Here is a 19,784-nt window from a genome sequence, read left to right as displayed (position 1 = left end):
TCCGTCATGTTCTCCACCCTCTCCCCCCGCACCAACTTTCTTGTCCGCGTTGCCCTCGGCTTTGGCATGGGCTTGCTGATGGCCGGTCTGCTGTGAGGCGGTTCCGCTATGGCCTCGACCCGCTCTGTCTGCTCTCCTGCGGCCTCTACGCCGCCTGCCGCTGGCTGATCCGGCCGCACACCAGCGCGGTCTTCTGGCACAGCTATTCCACGGATTACCTGTTCATTCCCGCGGCCCTGCCGCTCATGCTATGGGTCTATCGCCGGCTCGGGCTGCGGGCGCACGATCAGTTTCCGGACTGGCCTGAGATCGGCCTGCACTTCGTGGTGTGGTCCATCGCCGCCGAGGGCGTGGCGCCTCTCCTGTTCAAGTCCGCCACCGGTGACTGGTGGGACGTGGTGACCTACGCCGTCGGGGCGGTGATCGCCGGGGGCTGGTGGACCCTGGCGTCCCGGCCGGGCTTCGACCTGCTGGCGCCGCATTACACGTGGATGGAAAAGGTTCTCGCCGGCCCCCGCCTGCAACGCTGCCGCACGGCGTGGATCGACGAACTGGCCGGAACGCGCCGCCTGCTGGTCGCCGGGGTGGGCCATGGCCCGGCGCTCGCCGCGGTGCTGCGCCGCAACCCCGACCTGCGCGTGACCTGCGTGGACGCAAGTGCACGGATGCTCACGGTCGCCCGGCGGCGGGCCCGGCGCGCCGGGCTGGACATGTCACGCCTGGAATTTGTGCACGCCAGCCTGCCGGCATGGAGGCCGCCGGAGGCCCATTACGATGCCATCGCGACCCATTTCTTCCTCGATTGTTTTCCGCCAAGGGAGCTGGCCGCCGTCATCGCGACCCTCGCGCGGGCCGCAACTCCCGGCGCACTCTGGGTGGTGTCGGATTTTGCGCTACCCGCCCGCGGACCCGCCCGTTGGCGCGCGCGCGCCGTGCACAAGCTCATGTATCTGTTTTTTCGTCTGACCACCGGTCTGCCCGCTCGCCGGCTCACGCCGCCCGACACCCTGCTGGCGGCGCACGGCTTCCGGTTGCAACAGCGGGCGACCCAGGACTGGGGCCTGCTGCATGCCGACCTCTGGGGCCGCCAAGGCTGATTCCGGTTTCCGGAATCCCAAGGGTGGGCCTGCTGGCCCGAGGTTGCCCGGGGGTCATTCCCCAGCCCGGTGATTTGCCTTTGCCCCGCGTCCCGGCGCTGCCTGAATAGCCGCATGGTCTTCCTGCGCCGCTTCCTTCCCCTTCTCGTTCTCACCGCGTTGTGCACGGGCCTGGTGCTGCCAGCCCGGGCCAAGGACGCCCTGGATGAGCGGCGCGACAAAACCCGCGAGATGCGCGACGCGGTGCTGGCCGACCTCTACAAGGATAAGCCCGAGCTCAAGGCCCGCATCAAGAAAGCCGCCGGCTACGCCGTGTTTTCCAACGTCGGCGTGAACATAATCTTCGCCAGCTTTGCCGGCGGCCATGGCGTCGTTGTGGACCGGAAAGGCCACGAGACTTTCATGAAGATGGGGTCCGCCGGGATCGGCCTCGGGCTGGGCGTGAAGGATTTTCGCGGGGTGTTCATCTTTTACGACAAGGATAAGCTCGATAAATTCGTCGAGAAGGGCTGGGACTTCAGCGGCCAGGCCGATGCCGCGGCCAAGTCCGACAACAAAGGCGGGCAGCTCGCCGGCGCGGCCAACATCACCGAGGGCGTCGAGCTCTACCAGCTGACCAAGAACGGCCTCGCCCTCCAAGCCACGCTGCAGGGCACCAAATACTGGAAGGACCGGGACCTGAACTAGCACTACTCCGTTAGGTATAGAATGCCCCGGGCGACACACACCCCCTGACGGGCACCCCTCTCCAGAGGGGACCCAAACCAACGTCGGCGATAATCCCCTCTGGAGAGGGGCCTGTCGGCCATAAGCCCGGCGACAGCCGATAGCGCATAGCGACGGGGTGGGTCGGAATCTGACGGAGCAGTGCTAGGCCTCGGCGTCGATCAGCGCCTCGGGGAAAATCACCCGCGATACCTTGCGCGGATCGTAGAGGATGAAGACCGGCTGCTTTTCGCCAGCGTGTTTGCGTGCCAGGTCGATATCCGCCTTCCTCACGCGCTTCACGGTGACCGGTTGTCCGCCCGCCAGCGCCGGCCCGGCGAGGACGATCCGGCAGACCCGCTGGTTGTTGACCGTCATGTTGGTCTCCTCGACCGACACGACGTCCACCTCGGCCACCAAGCCCGAGCGCAACAAACGGCCCGTCCGTCTCCGGCCCACGAAAAACCATGCGACGAGGCCTCCACCGATCAGCGGGAAGATGGCCACGAATACCCCGCTCCAGCCACCCTTGCTCAACCGCGCCCCTTCCACACAGGCGATTTCGGGGCTGCCGCGCAGGTAGCGGACGGTGACCGCCGCGCCCGTGGCCCAGCGCTGGCCCGTGGTGTAGCAACTCGCCACGCGCACCCGGCCGTCGGCCGGCGTGTAGGCAAAGTCGTATTGGACCACGTGCGTCTTGTTGAGGGACATGTTGGTCTGGACCACGCGGCGGATTTCGCCCGGCGCCGTGCGGTCGCTGGCCGCCAGCTGGAAGTCGTCCAGGAATCTCCAGGGAAAGAATGCCACGACGAAAATCATGCCGAAGCCGCCAAAGACCAGGCCGAACAGCGGCAGGCATCCGCCCTTGCCGCCCCCCGCCGCCGCTTGGGCCACATGCGCCGGCACCTGTCGCGGCGGCGGGCTGGCCAGCAGTTGCGCGATGTCTTCCGCCGTGACTTTCATGGTGCTTGGTTCAATCCGTTCCGCGTTCCAGTTTAGTCCGAAGCTCGGCGATGAGTTCGTCGGTATCCCGGATGAAATCGATCAGTTCCCCCGAGATCGGACCCAGATGCTCCGGCTTGATGAGTTTTTCCTCCTGGCACGATTCCGTGGCGCGCAGCGCATCCTCCAGGTAACCGCGGGCGCGCTTGAGGCGCACGATCGTGTGGGCACAAAAATCCACCTCGGGCGGCCAATATTGACCGTTGAGCGCCCCGGCCAGTTTAGGTCCGGCTATCATCGTGGCGTCGAGCAGTTCGCACACGGGGTGTTCGTTGCCCGCGCTTTTCGGCCGCCATCCCCCGGCCTTCGCCGTATTGCGCAGTTGCAGGGAGAATTCCGTCACGCGCTTCACCAGCGGGTGCTCGAATTCCATCTCCTTTTCCACCTCGGGGTCCGGATTGGCCAGTGCCTCTCCGGCCGCCCGGTTCATATCTTCGATCCACCCTGCGTTGCGCGCCAGCTGTTCGGGCGTGGGTTCGGGCCGGCCTTCCTCGCGATGCAGCCGATCAATCTCTTCCTCGAGGATCTGTTCGTAGTCCGCCTGTTCGCCCTCTCGTCGGAGCCGGGTCTCGATGCAATCGGCCAGGCGTTCGCTTCTTGCCTGCATCGCCTCGGCCTCCTCCTCAGTCTGCGGCCGCGCTTCCCACTCCGCCGGCGTATCGTCGATGATCTTACCAGCCGTCCCACCTGCCGCCCCGGCAAGTCGGTCCATGAAATCCGTCAGGGCCGCGCTGTTGGCCTTGCGCTGATCGGTCTCCTCGACCTCGGACATCTCCCAGGCAGGCTCTCCGGCAACTTTCAGGTCGAAAGCCACCGTCTCAATGACTACGCGGCCGTTGCGCTCGCTGAACCATTCAAGGTAGAGTGAATTACCCCAATGCCACGGGAAAGGTTTCTTGGCCGTGTAGTAGTCTCCGATCTGCTCCGGCGGAATGTCGGGCACCTTGACCCTGCGGGAGGCCGTGATGTCGCCAACCATGCCTTTCTGGTGCCAGGCCAAGTCATCGAGATCCATCGGCCGGGGCTCGGGATTGGTAAACTCAAGTCGCCGGCCGGCAAGATCCCTCCAACCATTGCCCGCCAACTCCAGGAGCATGGGCTCGGTTTTTCCCACGAACCAGATCCGTCCGGTCACGCACCCGCGCACTCGGTTGTCGAGTTCACCACGGATCACCGCCTTGTCGATTCGCCAGGCCATGTGTCGGTTGATTCCCTTATTTCATCGCGAGCTTCCTGTCTGAGGCAATCTCAACCTCGATCAGTTTCAGTTTTGTCTTCTCCGGATGGTAATCGGGTCGCGGCGCGAATTTTTTCCGCATCAGTTTCAGCGCCGAGATTTCCTCCAGCACGAACGTCCGCCAGCCGGGCGGCGGCTCGCTCGCGCTGCCGCCCGAGACCTGCCAGCCGAGCACGGCGGGACGGTTTTCCGTGGCGCGCCCCAGCGCATGCGGCTCCACGCACCGCGCGTAGCCGTGATACTTGAATTGCACCTCGCGGCGTTCCGCCAGCGCCTCACGGAGCCGTTCCTCGACGGTCTTCTTCCGCGCAGCGGCCCAAAGCGCCGGGCCGAGGATCCAAAGCCACAGCCCGGTCGCGCCCACGGCCCGTAGGAAGCCGCGCCGGTTCATATCCGGTCCCGAGCTTGCGCGTCCGGCGCCCCGGGTCAAGAGTCCGTCCGTGATGGATGCCCATGCCCAAGCCCGCGCCCTGATCGACGCCGCGCATTCCGCCGACCCGAAACGCACCGGTGACGGCCGGGCGGCCGAGTTGGTTTATGCCGACCGCATGGAGGCGTGGGTCGCGCGCCTGGTGCCGGCCGCCACCCCGACCCTGCGCCTCGCCGCGCGCTGCCAGCACCTCGAACGCTGGAGTGTTCCCCGCACGACTTTCCCCGACGGCAAGGCCGGCTACCTCAAGTGGCGCCAGTCGCTCTACAAGAAGCAGGCGGACCGCGCCAGGGAACTACTGCTCGCCGCGGGCGTGGCGGCCGCTGAAGCCGACGAGGCCGCCACTTGGGTTTCAAAAACGGCCATGAAAACCAACGCCGGCACCCAGGCGCTCGAGGACGCGGCGTGCCTCGTGTTTTTGGAAAACGAGATCGCGGATTTTGCGGCGCAGCACGCCGACTACCCGCGGGAGAAGTTCGTCGATATCCTCCGCAAGACCTGGAAAAAAATGAGCCCGGCGGCGCAGTCGGCCGCCCTCGGGCTGGCCCTGCCGCCCGCGATCGGCGCGCTGGTGCGTGAAGCCGTCGGCTCCGCCTGACGCCGGCCAGCTTTTTTCACTCGTCGCTTCCGCCTATGGACAAAATCAACCTCGTGGAAAAGCTGGCCAGGTTCTCCGACCATTGGAACCCCAGGATCATCGCGGAGCTGAACGGCCAGCACGTGAAGCTCGTCAAGTTCCAGGGGCCCTTCGTGTGGCACCAGCATGAACACGAGGACGAGCTGTTTTATGTCGTGCGCGGCGAATTCCGGATGGAATTCCGCGACCGCACCGTCGAACTGCGGGCGGGCGACCTCCTCGTGGTCCCGCGCGGCACCGAGCACCGGCCGGTCGCGGACCGGGAGGTCGAGGTCCTGCTCTTCGAGCCGGCCACCACCGTGAACACCGGCAGCGCCGGCGGCGACAAGACCGTGGCGCGACCCGAGTGGATCTAGCCGGACGCGTCTGCCCGATCGCTGTTGCCGCGGCTGGCGCCGCCGTTCTCCATCGTTGCGCCCGGCGGGACGGGCCGCCACGTTGCCGTCCACCCGATGGAAGGCCCGCCCCCCAATTCGCCCCGCCCCTGGCGCTGGATCCCGACGCTCTATTTCGGCCAGGGTATTCCCTACGTGGTCGTGATGACGCTGGCCGTCGTCCTGTATAAGAATCTCGGGATCTCGAACACGGACATCGCGCTCTACACGAGCTGGCTCTATCTGCCCTGGGTCATCAAGCCGCTCTGGTCGCCGCTGGTGGACCTGTTGCGCACCAAGCGCCTTTGGATCGTCAGCCTGCAATTTGTCCTCGGCGCTGCGTTCGCGCTGGTGGCGCTAACCCTGCCGGCGCCCCATGCCTTCCAGGCGACGCTGGCGGTATTCTGGCTGATGGCGTTCAGTTCGGCGACGCACGACATCGCAGCCGACGGGTTTTACCTGCTGGGGATGCCGGCGCATCAGCAGGCGGCGTTTGTGGGCGTGCGCAGCACCTTCTACCGGCTGGCGATGATCGCCGGACAAGGCGGGCTGGTTTATCTGGCCGGCTCGCTGCAGGAATCAACCGGCAGTGTGGTCCGCGCCTGGACTTTGATCTTCTGGTTGCTGGCCGCTTTTTTCGTCCTGCTGTCTTTCTACCACGCGATGGCGCTGCCCAAGCCGACCGCTGATCGCGCCACGGTGCGAACGCACAATTTTTTCCTCGGTTTTGTGGAGGTGTTTGCCGCCTTCTTCCGCAAGCCCGGCATCGGCGTGACGCTGGCCTACCTGCTGCTCTACCGGCTCGCGGAGGCGCAGGCGCTGAAGCTCATTACGCCCTTCCTGCTCGACAAGCGCGAGGTGGGCGGGCTCGGCCTGACGACGAAGGATGTCGGTATCGTTTACGGTACTGTCGGGGTGATCGCCCTGACCGTCGGTGGCATCCTGGGCGGCATGGTCATCGCGCGCTTCGGCCTGAAACGCCTGCTCTGGCCGATGCTCATCGCCATGCATGCGCCCATTGCCGTTTTCCTCGGGCTTGCGCTTCTACAGCCGGCGAACGTCACGATCATCGGGAGCGCGATCGCGCTCGAACAGTTTGGCTATGGCTTTGGCTTCACCGCCTACATGGTTTACATGATGATGGTGGCGGAGGGGGAACATAAGACCGCACACTATGCCCTGTGCACGGGCTTCATGGCGCTCGGCATGATGTTGCCGGGCATGGCCGCCGGCTGGCTCCAGGAGCACCTCGGCTACGTGAACTTCTTCGGCTGGGTGTGCGTGACTACCCTGCCGTCCTTCGTGGTGACGGCGCTGCTCAAGGTGGATCCAGCCTTCGGGCGGAGGGCCGCCCCGGCCGGCTGAATCATTTTGCCACCAAAACCGGGAACCCGTGCTTGCGCAGCGCCCGGTGCAGCTCGCGGATGTGGGCGTGGTCGCGCGTCTCGACCGTGCACACGGCGTTGACCGCCGAGACGTCGGGGCCGCTGAAGGCCCGGTCGTGCTCGATGTCCTTGATGCTTGCGCCGCTCCCGGCCACCACGCGCGTGAGCTCGGCCAGGCCGCCCGGCCGGTCGCTGATCACCGCGGTGAAGCGCGTGAGCCGGCCGTCGTGCACGAGGCCCTTCTCGATGACGCGGCTGAGGATGGCGGGGTCGATGTTGCCGCCGCAAACCGTGAGCACGACCTTCCTGCCGCGCAAGCCGGGCAGGAGGCCGGCCATCAGCGCGGCCAGCGGGGCCGCGGCCGCGCCCTCGACGACGGTCTTCTCCAGTTCGACCATGCGCAGGATGGCGAGCGCGATCCAGTCCTCGGTCACGCGCACGACCTGGTCGACGCGTGAACGCGCCAGCTCAAAGGCGTTGGCGCCGACCTTGAGGACGGCCAGGCCGTCGGCGAGCGTCGCGCGGCGTGGAATCGTCACCGGCCGCCGGGCCTTCAGGGCGGCGGTGAAGCTGGCCGTGGCGACCGACTCGACGCCGATGATCCTGATGCGCGGCTGCAGCGCCTTGGCGGCGACCGCGAGACCGGCGATGAGACCGGCGCCGCCGATCGGGCACACGATGGCATCGATGGCCTTCACCTGCTCCAGGATCTCGAGCGCCATGGTGCCCTGGCCGGCGATGATGGCCGGGTTGTCGAAGCCGTGGATGTAAGCGAGGCCCTCTTGATCGACCAGCGTGTCGGCGTGGGCGCGGGCCTCGGCGAAATCGCGGCCGGACACGATGACGCGGGCGCCGAGCCGCCGGCAGGTGCTGACCTTGATGAGGGGCGCGTAGTCGGGCATCACCACCGTGACCGGGATGTGCAGCAGGCGGCCGTGGTAGGCCAGGCCGAGGGCGTGGTTGCCGGCGGACGCGGCGATGACGCCGCGTTTTTTCTGCGCGGGCTCGAGCTGCAGCAGCGCGTTGCGCGCGCCGCGCTCCTTGAACGAGCCGGTGCGCTGGAAGTTGTCGAGTTTGCAGAAGACGCGCGCGCCGGTTATTTCCGACAGCGGAATCGACTCCGGGCAGGGCGAGACGATGACGCCGCCGGCGATGCGCCGGCGGGCAGCGCGAATGTCTGCGAGGGTGACGGACGGGGTGGTTTTAATGGCGCCGTTCTAGCGCGCCCTCCCTGCTGCGCAACAAAGATGCGGCTACTTGCCCGGGGCCGGAGCTGGCGGCTGCGCCACCGCCGCGTGCTCCTCGGCCAGGAACGCCTTCGCCGTTTTCCTCCACCTAGCGGCGGTCAAAAGGGCGGGTGAAACGGAGCTGGTTTTCATGCCGAGGGGGATATAGGGGTGACGTTGCCTAGACAAGGCGCGTTCATCCCTCCACGGTTACGGCGGCGTCCCCCACCATGTATCAGGTCACTTTCTCCGAACAAAGCATGCGCGAGCTGAACAAGCTCGATAAACTGGCGCAGCTGGACGTCATCGAACCGATCAGCAAGATCCGCCCGACGGACCTGTCGCACCCGCGCGAGCCGCTGGGCAAGTTCCACCGCGGCGGCAAGGATTTCTACCGGCTGCGCGCCGGCGATTTCCGCTTCTATTTCGAGGTGCAGGGCGAGACGCTCCACACCCATTACATCCTGCACAAGGACTCGCTGGAGGACGCCCTTTTCCGGATGAAACTGCCGGTGAGCGAAAAGCAGCTGTTCGAGCAGGACTCGAAGTTCTGGAAATATCTCGAGAGTCTGACCAAGTAACGCCGCCATGTCAGACCTCCAGCAGCGCGACAACCCCTACAACGTCACCCAGGCCAGCCGGATTTATTTCCTGCCGAACCTGATGACGGCGGGCAACCTCTTCTGCGGCTTTGCGGCGGTCATCAAGTGCATCCAGGCGCGGCTGATCACCGACGTCGGTGAATACGCTCAGCTCCACCCCAACCAATCTTGGATGACCCTTTACACCCATGCGGTGTGGCTGATCCTGGCCGCCGTCATCTTTGACTCGCTCGACGGCCGACTGGCGCGCATGGGCGGCCGCACGTCGCTCTTCGGCGCGGAATTCGACTCGCTGGCCGACGTGGTTTCCTTCGGCATGACGCCGGCCCTGATGGTGTTCTTCCTGATCCTGGCGCCGCGGGAGGACTTCCAATGGTTCCGCGAGCTCGGGTGGATCGTGGCGTTCATCTACCTGCTGTGCGGCGCGGTGCGCCTGGCGCGCTTCAACGTCATCACCAACCCGCTGCTGCACCGCGCCGAGGCGGAATCGAGCAAGGATTTCGTGGGCCTGCCGATTCCGGCGGCCGCCGGCACGGTGGCGTCGCTCGTCCTGCTGTTGCTCAACATGGCCGCCAACGCCCGCGAGCTGCGCCAGCTGACGCTCGCCCTGCCGCTCATCCTCATGCTGGTTTCGTTCCTCATGGTGAGCACGATCCGCTACCCCAGTTTCAAGCAGGTGAACTGGGAGACCCGGACCCGCATCCGGACGCTGGTGATTTTCTTCATCGGGGTGGTCTTGGTCGTCCGCCTCCAGGAAGTGGCCCTTTTCTTTCTGTTCCTCGGCTACATCGCCTACGGCCTGTTCGCCCACTATCAGCGCGGCGTCCGCCACGCCCAGATGCGCGCCCTGCGCCGGAAGGTTGTGAAGATGAAGCAGGAAGTTTCCGAATAACTTTCCCCTGTGAACAAGCCGCCGGTTATTCGCGGTTATTCAGGCGGGGCTCACAGCCGCCGGCCGGTCCGCTTTCGCTCCGAAAAAGCCGGGTTATCGGCATAATCGCGCCCTATAATAATACGGATACTTTTCATTATTGTATCTCTCTCTAATCACCCTTTGTTAGTTACCGCACCCTCCCCGCCTTCCGCCGAATGAAATTCAAGATCAACCGCGACCACTTTAGCAACGGCCTGGCCCAGGTCCTCAACGTTGTGGGCTCCAAGGCCGCCATGCCGATCCTGAGCAATGTGCTGATCGAGGCGGAGAAGGACCACATTTCCCTGACCACCACCAACCTTGACCTCGGCATCCGGTGCAAGATCAAGGCCGAGGTGAAGGAAGGCGGCTCCGTCACGCTGCCGGTCAAGCGCCTGGCCACCATCGTGCGCGAACTGCCGAACGTCGACGTCGCCTTCGATTCCAGCGCCAGCCACCAGGTCAAGATCGCCTCGGGCGGTTCCAACTTCCGCATCATGGGCCTCGGGGCCGAGGAATTCCCGAAGCTGCCGGATTCCGGCGACGACAAGGCCTTCACGCTCGAACAGGGCGAACTCGCCACGATGCTGAGCAACGTCTCCTACGCGCAGTCCACCGACGAGACCCGCTACATTCTCAACGGCGTGTATTTCAACTTCAAGGACGGCAAGCTGGCGCTCGTCGCCACCGACGGCCGCCGCCTCGCGCTCGTCAGCAAGGAAATGGCGGTTTCCTCCGCCAACACCGGCGCCATCATCCTGCCAGCCAAAACCGTCGCCGAGCTGCTCCGCCTGCTCGGCAAGGGCGAGAAGCTCAAGATTGCCTTCAACGAGCGCCGCGCGGCGTTCCAGATCGACACGGGCAAGGACAGCAGCGGGCTGACCGACAGCATTTTCCTCTTCTCCAAGGTCGTCGAGGGGAACTACCCGAACTATCAGCAGGTCATCCCGAAGGAGACCCACCAGCGCATCAAGCTCGAGCGGGAGCTCTTCCTGCAGTGCGTGCACCGCGCGGCCCTGGTCACCTCCGAAAAATCCAACTCCGTCAAAATCAAGCTCACCGCCAACCTGCTGGAGATCACCGCGTCGTCGCCCGATTTCGGCGAGTCGCATGAATCGATGGCCATTTCCTACAGCGGCCCCGACCTCCAGGTGGCGTTCAACCCCCAGTTTGTCATGGACCCGCTCCGCGCCCTCACCAAGGACGAGGTGTTCTTCGAGCTGAAGGACGAGGTCAGCCCCGGCGTCTTCAAGACGCTGGAAAGCTTCGTGTGCGTCATCATGCCCGTGCGGCTGAGCTGAGCCCGCCGCGCGGGTCCGCCCGCCCAAAATTCCACCATGCCAGAAACAATCTCCCTGTTTCTCGCCCTGTCCGTCGCGGCGCTGCTGGCGCTGTTCTGGATCAATCTCCGCGTCGCGTCACCCGTGCTGGCGATCCCGATCCGCTGGCTGCGCTGGATTCTGTTCGCCCTCTACGCGGCACAGAGCAACGCGCAGTTCGAGTGGATCGACCGGCCGTTCTGGGCCGTGGCGGCGGCGGTGTTCCTGCTCTGGTTCCTGCTCGAGTCGGGCTTCAACTGGCTCAAGGTGAGCGCCATCAGCCTCAGTCCGCTGCCGCTGTTCCCGCGCTACGTGGTGAACAGCAGCGGCGACGAGTGGCCGACCCAGCAGCGCCTGCTCAAGGTCCGCGACTGGCTGCGGGCCAACCGCTTCACCCCCGTGCAGGCGCTCAAGGCCGAGCTTGGGGGCGGGATCTGGCTGCGCACCTCGGTCTATCACAACCACGATGGCACGCTGCGGCTGCACGTGCTCTTCGTGCCGCAGGAGAACGGCGCCATCACCGTCTGCTACAGCCTCGCCTCCCGGACCGCCGGCGGCCGCCGCTACGTGACCGACAACCTCTACATTCCCTTCGGCGGCTTTTACCCCGAGAGCTGGCACGTGGAACGGCGCCCGTGGCGGCGCAGCCTGGTGAAACAGGTGGCGCGGCACCTGGAGCGGGTGCGGCAGGACGGCGACCCCGTGTTGGCGTGGGACATCAGCCCGATCGAGGACATCAACCAGCAGCAGCAGCAGATGGAGATGATCAACACCGAGCTCGGTTACCTGCTGCCGCACGCCGACCGCGAGGAATACGGCAAAATCACCCCCGAGGGCCGCTTTCGCATCTGGAAGGAAGCCTGGCTGCTGGATTACCTGGGCATCGCGGGCCGCTATCACTGAGGGTGGAACGCGACCACCGGGCGCGTTTTCCGGACCAACCCGTCCGGAGGCCGGGTTCCACCGGTCAAAGCCCGGTTAAACCCCCGGGGCGGGGCAAAAATGACTCGTCTCGCGGCACTTTCCGGCTAACTCGTAGGTTATGCTCCTGCTTGCCGTCACCGCCTTCGAGAAGATCCAGACCCTGCCGCCGGCAATCTGGCTGAAGATCATCATCGCGATCGCGGCGTTCATCCTGACCATTTTCCTTTTCCGGCGGGTGATGAAGATGAACAAGATCATCGCCGCGGTGATCGTCTTCGTCGTCTGCACGGTCGTGTTTTTCTCCTGGGTCTACAACCGCAACGAGCCGGCGTTCCTGACGCCGTTCGTGTCGCGCATCGCGCCGTTTTTCCCCAGCGCCGGCAGCTACGCCGCCAAGCAGGGCAGCCAGCCGAAACCCTGAGCCGGCGCCGCGGGTCGCGCTATCCCGCGGCGGGCCGGGTTTTTATGACAGCGGCCGAAAAACAGGGTGGTTTTCGCCGGCAAAGCCGCGTAGCAAAGACCACTTCTTATGGCCAAATCGCACTCTGACATCGGACTCATCGGCCTCGCCGTGATGGGCCAGAATCTCGCCCTCAACATCGCGGACCACGGCTTCCAGATTTCGGTCTACAACCGCACCACCGAGAAGACCGACAAGTTCGTCGCCGAAAACCCGAGCACCCCCGGCGGGGTCATCGGCACCAAAACCCTCCAGGAATTCGTCGCGTCGCTCGCCAAGCCGCGCAAGGCCGTCATCCTCGTCCAGGCGGGCAAGCCCACCGACGCGGTCATCGACGGGCTCGCCGCGCTGTTCGAACCGGGCGACATCATCATCGACGGCGGCAACGCCCTCTGGACCGACACCATCCGCCGCGAAAAGGCGCTGCGCGAAAAAGGCCTGCGCTTCATCGGCTCCGGCGTGTCCGGCGGCGAGGAAGGCGCGCGCTTCGGCCCGTCGCTCATGCCCGGCGGCGAGTTTGCCGCGTGGCAGGAACTGAAACCGATCTGGGAGGCCGTCGCCGCCAAGGTGGATGCCAAGACGGGCAAGCCGATCCCCGGCGCCGCCCCCGGCAAACCCGTCACCGGCGGCGTGCCCTGCACGACCTACATCGGGGAGAACGGCGCGGGCCACTACGTGAAGATGGTCCATAACGGCATCGAATATGGCGACATGCAGATGATCTGCGAAGCCTACGCGCTGATGTCCGGCCTCCTCGGTCTCAAGCCCGCCGAGCAGGCGGAAATCTTCGCCGAATGGAACCACGGTGCGCTCGACAGCTTCCTCATCGAGATCACGGCCGACATCCTCCAGCAGAAGGACCCGGTCACGAAGAAGAAGGCCTTTGTCGATGTCGTCCTCGACACCGCCGGCCAGAAGGGCACGGGCAAGTGGACCTCGACCAACGCGCTCGACATGGGCGTCCCCGCCCCGACGATCGCCGAGGCGGTGTTCGCCCGCTGCATCTCCGCCATCAAGGACGAGCGTGTCGCCGCCGCGAAGATCCTCAAGGGCCCGGGCAAGAAATACCGCGGCTCGAAGAAGGCCCTCGTGCAAGCCATCCACGACGCGCTCTACTGCTCGAAGATCTGCTCCTACGCGCAGGGCTTCCAGCTCATGCGCACCGCCCAGCAGGAATACGGCTGGAAGCTCAACTTCGGCGAGATCGCCCGGATCTTCCGCGGCGGCTGCATCATCCGCGCCGCCTTCCTCCAGAAAATCACCGAGGCCTACGCGCGGAAGCCCGATCTCGCGAACCTCTTGCTCGACCCGTATTTCAACAAGACCGTGAAGCAGGCGCAGGTCAACTGGCGCAAGGTCGTGTCGCTCGCCGCCGAGTGCGGCGTGCCGGCCCCGACGTTCTTCTCGGCCCTCGCCTACTACGACAGCTACCGCTCGGCCCGGCTGCCGGCCAATCTCCTCCAGGCGCAGCGCGACTACTTCGGCGCCCATACCTACGAGCGCGTCGACCAGCCGCGCGGCAAGTTCTTCCACGTCGACTGGCCCGAGCCGACTCGGCCCCAGCTCGGCGTGTGATGCGCCGGCGGTAAACCCGCGAAAGATTGAATATTCCCGCCACCAGGGTCGTCTGACCAACATGCACCTCGGCCGCCTGCTTCTGATTCTTGGTTGGAGTGGAGCCCTTGCTTCAGGCTGGGCTCAGCCCCGGGAGGACAGAAGCCGTGATCATGACCGCGAGCGCGGTCCGCGGGTCATCCTTTATGAGGAGGCGGATTACCGCGGCGACAGCCTGGTGCTTTATCCCGGGGACGCGTTGGCGTCCCTCCCGGGCCGGACCTTCGAGCGCGGCGGCCGGCTCGATCGCCGGATTTCCTCCATCCGGATCGAGGGCGGGGCCGAGATTTATGTCTACACGGACGCCCATTATCGCGGGACGGCCATGCGGTTGACGGAAAGCGTCCGCGATCTCAGTGACTGTCCGTCGCCCGACGATGAGTCCGCCAGCCTGGACGACAGCATCTCCTCGTTACGGGTGGAGGCCCGGCGCCGCGAAGAACCCCGGAAAGAGCCCGGCCGGGCCAACGAGGCGCGGGTCATCGTTTTCGCGGACGCGGACTACCGCGGCGACAGCCTGGTGCTGCATCCCGGAGATGTGTTGGAGAACCTGTCGGGCAGAACCTTCGAGGGTGGCCGCCGGCTCAATGACGAGATTTCCTCCATCCGGATCGAGGGCGGGGCCGAGATTTATGTCTACACGGACGCCAATTTCCGCGGGGCGGCGATGCGGGTGACCGAGAATGTCCGCGATCTCACCGGCCGGTTGCTGCCCGGCAGCGTGGCAGCCAACTGGAACGACCAGATTTCCTCGCTGCGGGTCGAGACCCGGCGGCGCGACGAACCGCGGGTGGAGCCCGAGGTGATCATCAAGCGGGCCTATCTCGACCTGCTCGGCCGCGAGCCGGATGCCAGCGGGTTGCGCGACTACCGCGCGCTCGTCATAGACCAAGGCTGGACTGAAAGCATGGTGCGCGACCAAATCCGGCGCGGTGATGAATTCCGCCACGAAGGCGCGGACCGGATTGTCCGGCGCGCCTACCTTGAGGTGCTGGGCCGCGAGGCCGATCCGGGCGGACTGAAAACCTATCGCGCCAACCTTTTGGAAAAAGATTGGACCGAGGGGGATGTGCGGGACGCTTTGCGGAAAAGCGAAGAATACCGGAGAAAGCCGGCGAGTCCGCGATAGTCCCGCGGCTTCACGCCAGCTTATGGGGTTGGCGCGCCCGGCTTCATCTTGGCGCGATTTCTCCCGGGGTGGTTGCACCACGGCGCGGCGGGCGCACCGTGGACCGCATGATCGAAGCGAGCGTCATCCTCTTTGTTTTTTTGGTCGCGGGGCTGCTTTTTGTCGGGTCGCGCCTGATGGCGCAGAATGCCCGCAGCAATCCGGCGGCGGAGCTGGTGCGCTTGCAAGAGACTCTGGCCTGGCATGAAGAGCGCCTGCATCAGGCCAAGCAAAAGAACTGGGACTACGACATGATCAACCGCATTGCCGGGGAACTGGCGGAAACGCGGGCACAACTGGCCCGTCTCAATGCCAGACCGGTCGCGGCGCCGGCCTCCGGTTTGGAGCGCTCCTAGTCCGCGCCGCCGGGCACGTGCTTCCGGGGCGACCGGCCGGCAACCGAGTTTTTGCGGAGAAATCCTAGATGGGTGCCCTGGAGCCGGGGCTTCGGTTGACGCCTTGGCGAGGTAACGCATCATCCGGCAATCCTCGTGAGTGCCACCCCGCCCTCAGCCACCAGCAGGCTCGCGCCCGCCCGCCTCTGGATTCATCGCGCCCTGGCTGCGATTGGATTGCCCGTGCTGCTGGTGCTCGGGCTCGAGGGCGGCCTGCGACTGGCGGGCTTCGGCCGCCCCGCCGGTTTTCTCATTCCGGACGAGCAGCCGGGGTTTTACCGGACGAATCCGGATTTCGTCAGCCTGTTCATGCCGGGTGGCTTTGACCTGCGGCCGCTGAATTTCCGTGTCGCAGCCCGCAAGCCGCCCAACACCGTGCGGATCGTGGTGCTGGGCGAGTCGGCGGCGCAGGGCATCCCCGCGCCGGCCTTCGGCTTCGCGCCGCAGCTCCGGGCGCAGCTGCGTGCGCGCTATCCAGACAAGCGCATCGAGGTGCTGAACACCGGCATTGTCGCGATCAACTCGCACGTTGTCTACCGGATCGCCCGCGACCTGGCGGCGTTCTCGCCGGATCTCTTCGTGGTTTATCTGGGCAACAACGAGGTGGTGGGGCCCTACGGCCCCGGCTGCGCCTACCTGGCGGAAATGCCGCCGCTTTGGGTGATCCGCCTCAGCACGTTGGTGCGCGCCACCCGCACCGGCCAGCTGCTGGGCCGCGTGCTGGCGGCGTTCTCCCGGCGTGAGGCCCGACCGGAGGAATGGGGCGGCATGAGCATGTTTGTCGACCGGGCGGTCGCGGGCGACGATCCTCGCCTGGCGGGGGCCTACCGGAACTTCGAGACCAACCTGCGCGACATCGTGCGGGTGGCGGACACCGCCGGGGCGAAGACGCTGCTGTGCACCGTCGTGGCCAACCTCAAGGACTGTCCGCCCCTGCTTTCACTCCACCGTGCCGGGCTTACGGAAGCGGAGCTGGCGGCCTGGCAGCAGGCCTTTGACCGCGGCCGGCTGGCGTGGCGGCTCGGCGATGCGGCGGCGGCCCGGACCGACCTGGAGGAAGCGCGGCGCATCGACCCGCAATATGCCGACACGCTTTTCATGCTGGGCTCGCTGGAGCTGGCGGCCGGCGATCCGGCGCTGGCGCGCGCACGATTGCTCGAGGCGCTGCATTGGGACGCCCTGCGCTTCCGGCCGGATGCCCGCATCAACGAGATCATCCGGGAGGTCGCTGGCGCCGGCGGACCGGTGCAACTGCTGGATGCAGCAAAGTTGCTGGGATCCGACGCCGCATCTCCGGCGCCGCCCGCCGGCCGTGAACTCCTGTTCGAACATGTGCACTTCGACTGGGCGGGAAATTTTCAGCTGGCGTGGGCCATGGCCCAAGGGGCGGAGGCGCTGCTGTTCGGTCGGTCATCCGGTGCGCCGGCCTGGCTCGACTCCGACTCTGTCGCCGCGGCCCTCGCCTACACGCCCCACGAGCGGTTTTCGATGCTGCAACACATTGCCACCATCACCCAGCACCCGCCGTTCACAAACCAGCTGACCTATCCCGAGGACATGGCGCGGCTGGCCCGCGATCTCAACCGGGCGCAGGCGGAGGCCGCCACGGCGGAAAGCCGGCGTTTGGCCAAGACCCTGGTGCAGGCGGCGACAGCGGCCGACCCGGAGAATGCGGACTTGGCGAAAATCGAGGAGACGGTGGATGAGGAACTGGGCGACCCTGACGGGGCCTTGGCTCAGGCGCAACGCGCCCGAAGACTGCAGCCCGCAAACGCCACGCAGGCCGCCGATGAAGCCATCAAGCTCTCCCGGCTGGGACGCTATGACGAGGCGGAGAAGTTGCTGCGGCAGACCGCACTCACGTGCGCGCCCCGGGATCTCACGCTCATGGCGCCCGCTTTCGCCGATCTCTTCACCCGGACCAAGCGCTACGCGGACGGCCGCCGCTACTTTGACGAGGCGATCGCCCGGCGGCCGAGGGACAACAGCCTGCGGATGTTATCCGGCCGGCTGGCCGGGCTGGCGGGTGAGGCCGCGGCCGCGGAACAGGCCTACCGGGCGGTCCTGGCGGATGAACCCGGAAACCAGCCGGCTCTCGAAGCCTTGGTCGGGCTGCTGACAGAAACGGGACGAAGCGCGGCCGTGGAGGAAGCGACGTTCGCCGCCGCGGGAGCGCAGTCCCGGAATCAAGCCAACAACCTGCGCGCGGCCATCATCAGCGAGAACCGCGGAGACGAAGTACAAGCCATCCGGTTCCTGCGGGCCGCGGAGCGCAGCGGCCCGGTGACCTCGGCGGTTGAGCTGCACCTGACCCGGAAACTCCTGACCCGCGGCCAGGCGATGGAAGCGCTGGCGCACCTCGCCGAGGCCCGGCGGATCTCCTGGTATGAGGGTGATGCCGCGGCGACGGAGTCCATCGGGCAGCTGATCGACCAACTGCGGCCCGCCGGGCTGAACCGATGACTGCGATCCTCGGCATCTCCGCCTTTTATCACGACTCGGCCGCCGCGCTGGTGGTCGACGGCCGGATCATCGCGGCGGCGCAGGAGGAGCGGTTCACGCGGCGCAAGCACGACCCGGGTTTTCCGCGGCACGCGGTCGACCACTGCCTGCGCACGGCAGGACTGACGCCGGCCCGGCTGGACCACGTGGTGTATTACGAGAAGCCGTTGCTGAAGTTCGAGCGGTTGCTCGAGACCTACCTCGCGGTGGCGCCGGCGGGCCGGCGGTCCTTCTTCCACGCCGCCCCGCTGTGGGTGCATGAAAAACTCCAGCTGACGCGCGTGCTGAACGAGGGCCTGAGCGGCGAATACCGCCGACCGTATGTTTTCACCGAGCACCACGAGGCGCACGCCGCGAGCGCCTTTTTCCCCTCGCCCTTCGAGGAGGCGGCCATCCTGACGGTGGATGGCGTCGGCGAATGGGCGACAGCCAGTCTGGGCGCCGGGCGCGGCAACCGGATCGAGCTGACGCACGAGCTGCGTTTCCCCCACTCGCTCGGCCTGCTCTATTCCGCGTTCACCTATTTCTGCGGCTTCAAGGTCAACAGCGGCGAATACAAGCTGATGGGCCTGGCGCCCTACGGCACGCCGCGCTTCGCCGGCCTCATCCTGGAAAAGCTGGTCGAGCTGCGGCCGGACGGCTCGTTCCGGCTGGCGCTCGGATATTTCGACTATTGCGCCGGACTGACGATGACGTCGCCGGCGTTCGACCGATTGTTCGGCGGCCCGCCGCGCCGGCCCGAGGCGCCGCTCACGGCCCGCGAGCTGGACCTGGCGGCCTCCATCCAGCAGGTGACGGAGACCATCCTGCTGCGCATGGTGCGGCACCTGCACGGGCAAACCGGATTGAAAAACCTCTGTCTGGCCGGCGGCGTGGCCCTGAATTGCGTCGGCAACGGCCGGTTGCTCCGCGAAGGGCCGTTCGAGCGCATCTGGATCCAGCCGGCGGCGGGTGACGCCGGCGGCGCACTGGGCGCGGCGCTGTTTGTCTGGCACCAGCTCCTGGAAAATCCGCGCCACCCCGCGGCGCCGGACGGCCAGGCCGGTTCGTTGCTCGGGCCGGAGTTTACCCCGGCGGAAATCGAGACGGAACTGGCCGCGCGCGGCGCCGTTTACAGGCGCGCGGCGGATGAAATCACCCTTTGCGAAGAGACGGCACGGCTCATCGCGGCCGGCAAGGTGGTCGGCTGGGTGCAGGGCCGGATGGAATACGGCCCGCGGGCGCTGGGCGGGCGCAGCATCCTGGGCGATGCGCGCAATTCGGACATGCAGTCCACGATGAACCGCAAGATCAAGTTCCGGGAATCGTTCCGGCCGTTCGCCCCGATCGTGCTGGCGGAGCACGCCGCGGAATATTTCGACCTGCCCGCCGGCGCGGAAAGCCCTTACATGCTGGTGGTGGCGCCGGTATCAGCCGGCCACCGTCGGCCCGCGGCGGAAAACGCGGCCGCCGGAATCGCCCGCGTGCGCGAAATCCGCTCGGACATCCCCGCGGTCACACACGTCGACTACAGTGCGCGGGTGCAGACGGTCGACGAGGCCCGCAATCCGCGGCTGCACCGGTTGCTGCAGACGTTCCACCGACAGACGGGTTGCCCGGTGATGATCAACACCAGCTTCAACGTGCGCAGCGAGCCCATCGTCTGCACGCCGGCGGATGCCTACCGGTGCTTCATGGCGACGGATATGGACGTGCTCGTCCTCGGCGAATTCATCCTGATGAAAGAGGCGCAGCCGGCGGGCAACCGGCTCGATCCCCAGGCGCACCTCGATCAATTCGAAATCGACTGATCCC

19 protein-coding genes are annotated in these 19,784 nt (G+C 66.2%); 15 read left to right on the top strand and 4 right to left on the bottom strand.

The annotated features are described in order from the left end of the window. Nucleotides 1–92: 92 nt before the first annotated feature. Together BLU29_RS07380 and BLU29_RS07375 are read left to right on the top strand one after the other, a co-directional pair. Nucleotides 93–1,097 carry a class I SAM-dependent methyltransferase gene (locus tag BLU29_RS07380; protein WP_091056336.1) on the top strand — a complete coding sequence of 335 codons (1,005 nt, stop codon included), beginning with the start codon at nucleotides 93–95 and terminating at the stop codon, nucleotides 1,095–1,097. Between the two features lie 114 nt (nucleotides 1,098–1,211). Then, nucleotides 1,212–1,784, top strand: a complete 573-nt coding sequence (locus tag BLU29_RS07375) for a hypothetical protein (protein WP_091056335.1) — start codon at nucleotides 1,212–1,214, stop codon at nucleotides 1,782–1,784. A 183-nt stretch (nucleotides 1,785–1,967) separates the two neighbouring features. On the opposite strand, the gene BLU29_RS07370 is transcribed toward BLU29_RS07375, so the two are convergent. From BLU29_RS07370 to BLU29_RS07360, 3 genes are read right to left on the bottom strand one after another with little or no spacing between them, the layout of a single operon-like run. Next, nucleotides 1,968–2,765 carry a DUF3592 domain-containing protein gene (locus BLU29_RS07370; protein ID WP_091056333.1) on the bottom strand — a complete coding sequence of 266 codons (798 nt, stop codon included), beginning with the start codon at nucleotides 2,763–2,765 and terminating at the stop codon, nucleotides 1,968–1,970. Between the two features lie 10 nt (nucleotides 2,766–2,775). After that, nucleotides 2,776–4,002, bottom strand: a complete 1,227-nt coding sequence (locus BLU29_RS07365) for a hypothetical protein (RefSeq protein ID WP_091056331.1) — start codon at nucleotides 4,000–4,002, stop codon at nucleotides 2,776–2,778. Nucleotides 4,003–4,018: 16 nt separating this feature from the next. Then, complete coding sequence (locus BLU29_RS07360; protein ID WP_091056330.1) at nucleotides 4,019–4,432, bottom strand: WYL domain-containing protein; 414 nt, start codon at nucleotides 4,430–4,432, stop codon at nucleotides 4,019–4,021. 52 nt (nucleotides 4,433–4,484) lie between these two features. Between BLU29_RS07360 and BLU29_RS07355 the strand changes: the two genes are divergently transcribed. From BLU29_RS07355 to BLU29_RS07345, 3 genes are all read left to right on the top strand, one after another. Further along, nucleotides 4,485–5,069 (top strand): DUF4202 domain-containing protein, encoded by a 585-nt coding sequence (locus tag BLU29_RS07355; RefSeq protein ID WP_091056328.1) that lies wholly within the window; start codon nucleotides 4,485–4,487, stop codon nucleotides 5,067–5,069. Between the two features lie 35 nt (nucleotides 5,070–5,104). Beyond that, nucleotides 5,105–5,464, top strand: coding sequence for a cupin domain-containing protein (locus BLU29_RS07350; RefSeq protein ID WP_091056327.1), 360 nt, complete (start codon nucleotides 5,105–5,107; stop codon nucleotides 5,462–5,464). 96 nt (nucleotides 5,465–5,560) lie between these two features. Beyond that, nucleotides 5,561–6,847, top strand: a complete 1,287-nt coding sequence (locus tag BLU29_RS07345) for an MFS transporter (RefSeq protein WP_091056325.1) — start codon at nucleotides 5,561–5,563, stop codon at nucleotides 6,845–6,847. Between the two features lies 1 nt (nucleotide 6,848). On the opposite strand, the gene ilvA is transcribed toward BLU29_RS07345, so the two are convergent. Continuing rightward, entirely contained in the window at nucleotides 6,849–8,006 is a 1,158-nt protein-coding gene (gene ilvA / locus BLU29_RS07340) for a threonine ammonia-lyase (RefSeq protein WP_255401290.1), read from the bottom strand. Nucleotides 8,007–8,323: 317 nt separating this feature from the next. Here ilvA and BLU29_RS07335 point away from each other — a divergent pair, with 317 nt between their 5' ends. The 10 genes from BLU29_RS07335 to BLU29_RS07290 all read left to right on the top strand — a co-directional run bounded on the left by BLU29_RS07335 (nucleotide 8,324) and on the right by BLU29_RS07290 (nucleotide 19,780). Continuing rightward, entirely contained in the window at nucleotides 8,324–8,674 is a 351-nt protein-coding gene (locus tag BLU29_RS07335) for a cytotoxic translational repressor of toxin-antitoxin stability system (RefSeq protein ID WP_091056321.1), read from the top strand. A 7-nt stretch (nucleotides 8,675–8,681) separates the two neighbouring features. Then, complete coding sequence (pssA, locus tag BLU29_RS07330; RefSeq protein ID WP_091056320.1) at nucleotides 8,682–9,587, top strand: CDP-diacylglycerol--serine O-phosphatidyltransferase; 906 nt, start codon at nucleotides 8,682–8,684, stop codon at nucleotides 9,585–9,587. Nucleotides 9,588–9,784: 197 nt separating this feature from the next. Then, nucleotides 9,785–10,909 carry a DNA polymerase III subunit beta gene (gene dnaN / locus BLU29_RS07325; RefSeq protein WP_091056318.1) on the top strand — a complete coding sequence of 375 codons (1,125 nt, stop codon included), beginning with the start codon at nucleotides 9,785–9,787 and terminating at the stop codon, nucleotides 10,907–10,909. Nucleotides 10,910–10,945: 36 nt separating this feature from the next. Further along, a complete protein-coding gene (locus BLU29_RS07320) occupies nucleotides 10,946–11,830 on the top strand; it encodes a hypothetical protein (RefSeq protein ID WP_231962329.1) in 885 nt (294 codons plus the stop codon). A gap of 139 nt (nucleotides 11,831–11,969) precedes the next feature. Next, on the top strand, nucleotides 11,970–12,272 hold the full coding sequence (locus BLU29_RS07315) for a hypothetical protein (protein WP_091056317.1): 303 nt from the start codon (nucleotides 11,970–11,972) through the stop codon (nucleotides 12,270–12,272). A 108-nt stretch (nucleotides 12,273–12,380) separates the two neighbouring features. Next, entirely contained in the window at nucleotides 12,381–13,886 is a 1,506-nt protein-coding gene (gene gndA, locus BLU29_RS07310; RefSeq protein WP_091056315.1) for an NADP-dependent phosphogluconate dehydrogenase, read from the top strand. A gap of 61 nt (nucleotides 13,887–13,947) precedes the next feature. After that, nucleotides 13,948–15,054 carry a hypothetical protein gene (locus BLU29_RS07305; RefSeq protein WP_091056313.1) on the top strand — a complete coding sequence of 369 codons (1,107 nt, stop codon included), beginning with the start codon at nucleotides 13,948–13,950 and terminating at the stop codon, nucleotides 15,052–15,054. A gap of 107 nt (nucleotides 15,055–15,161) precedes the next feature. Next, nucleotides 15,162–15,449 carry a hypothetical protein gene (locus BLU29_RS07300; RefSeq protein WP_091056312.1) on the top strand — a complete coding sequence of 96 codons (288 nt, stop codon included), beginning with the start codon at nucleotides 15,162–15,164 and terminating at the stop codon, nucleotides 15,447–15,449. Nucleotides 15,450–15,584: 135 nt separating this feature from the next. Then, a complete protein-coding gene (locus BLU29_RS07295) occupies nucleotides 15,585–17,951 on the top strand; it encodes a tetratricopeptide repeat protein (RefSeq protein ID WP_157693698.1) in 2,367 nt (788 codons plus the stop codon). Beyond that, nucleotides 17,948–19,780 carry a carbamoyltransferase gene (locus tag BLU29_RS07290; RefSeq protein ID WP_091056309.1) on the top strand — a complete coding sequence of 611 codons (1,833 nt, stop codon included), beginning with the start codon at nucleotides 17,948–17,950 and terminating at the stop codon, nucleotides 19,778–19,780. The genes BLU29_RS07295 and BLU29_RS07290 overlap by 4 nt, the downstream gene beginning before the upstream one ends. Nucleotides 19,781–19,784 lie beyond the last annotated feature (4 nt).

It is taken from the genome of Opitutus sp. GAS368 (assembly GCF_900104925.1).
Lineage (GTDB): Bacteria > Verrucomicrobiota > Verrucomicrobiia > Opitutales > Opitutaceae > Lacunisphaera.
This window is presented reverse-complemented; position numbering and strand designations above follow the sequence as displayed.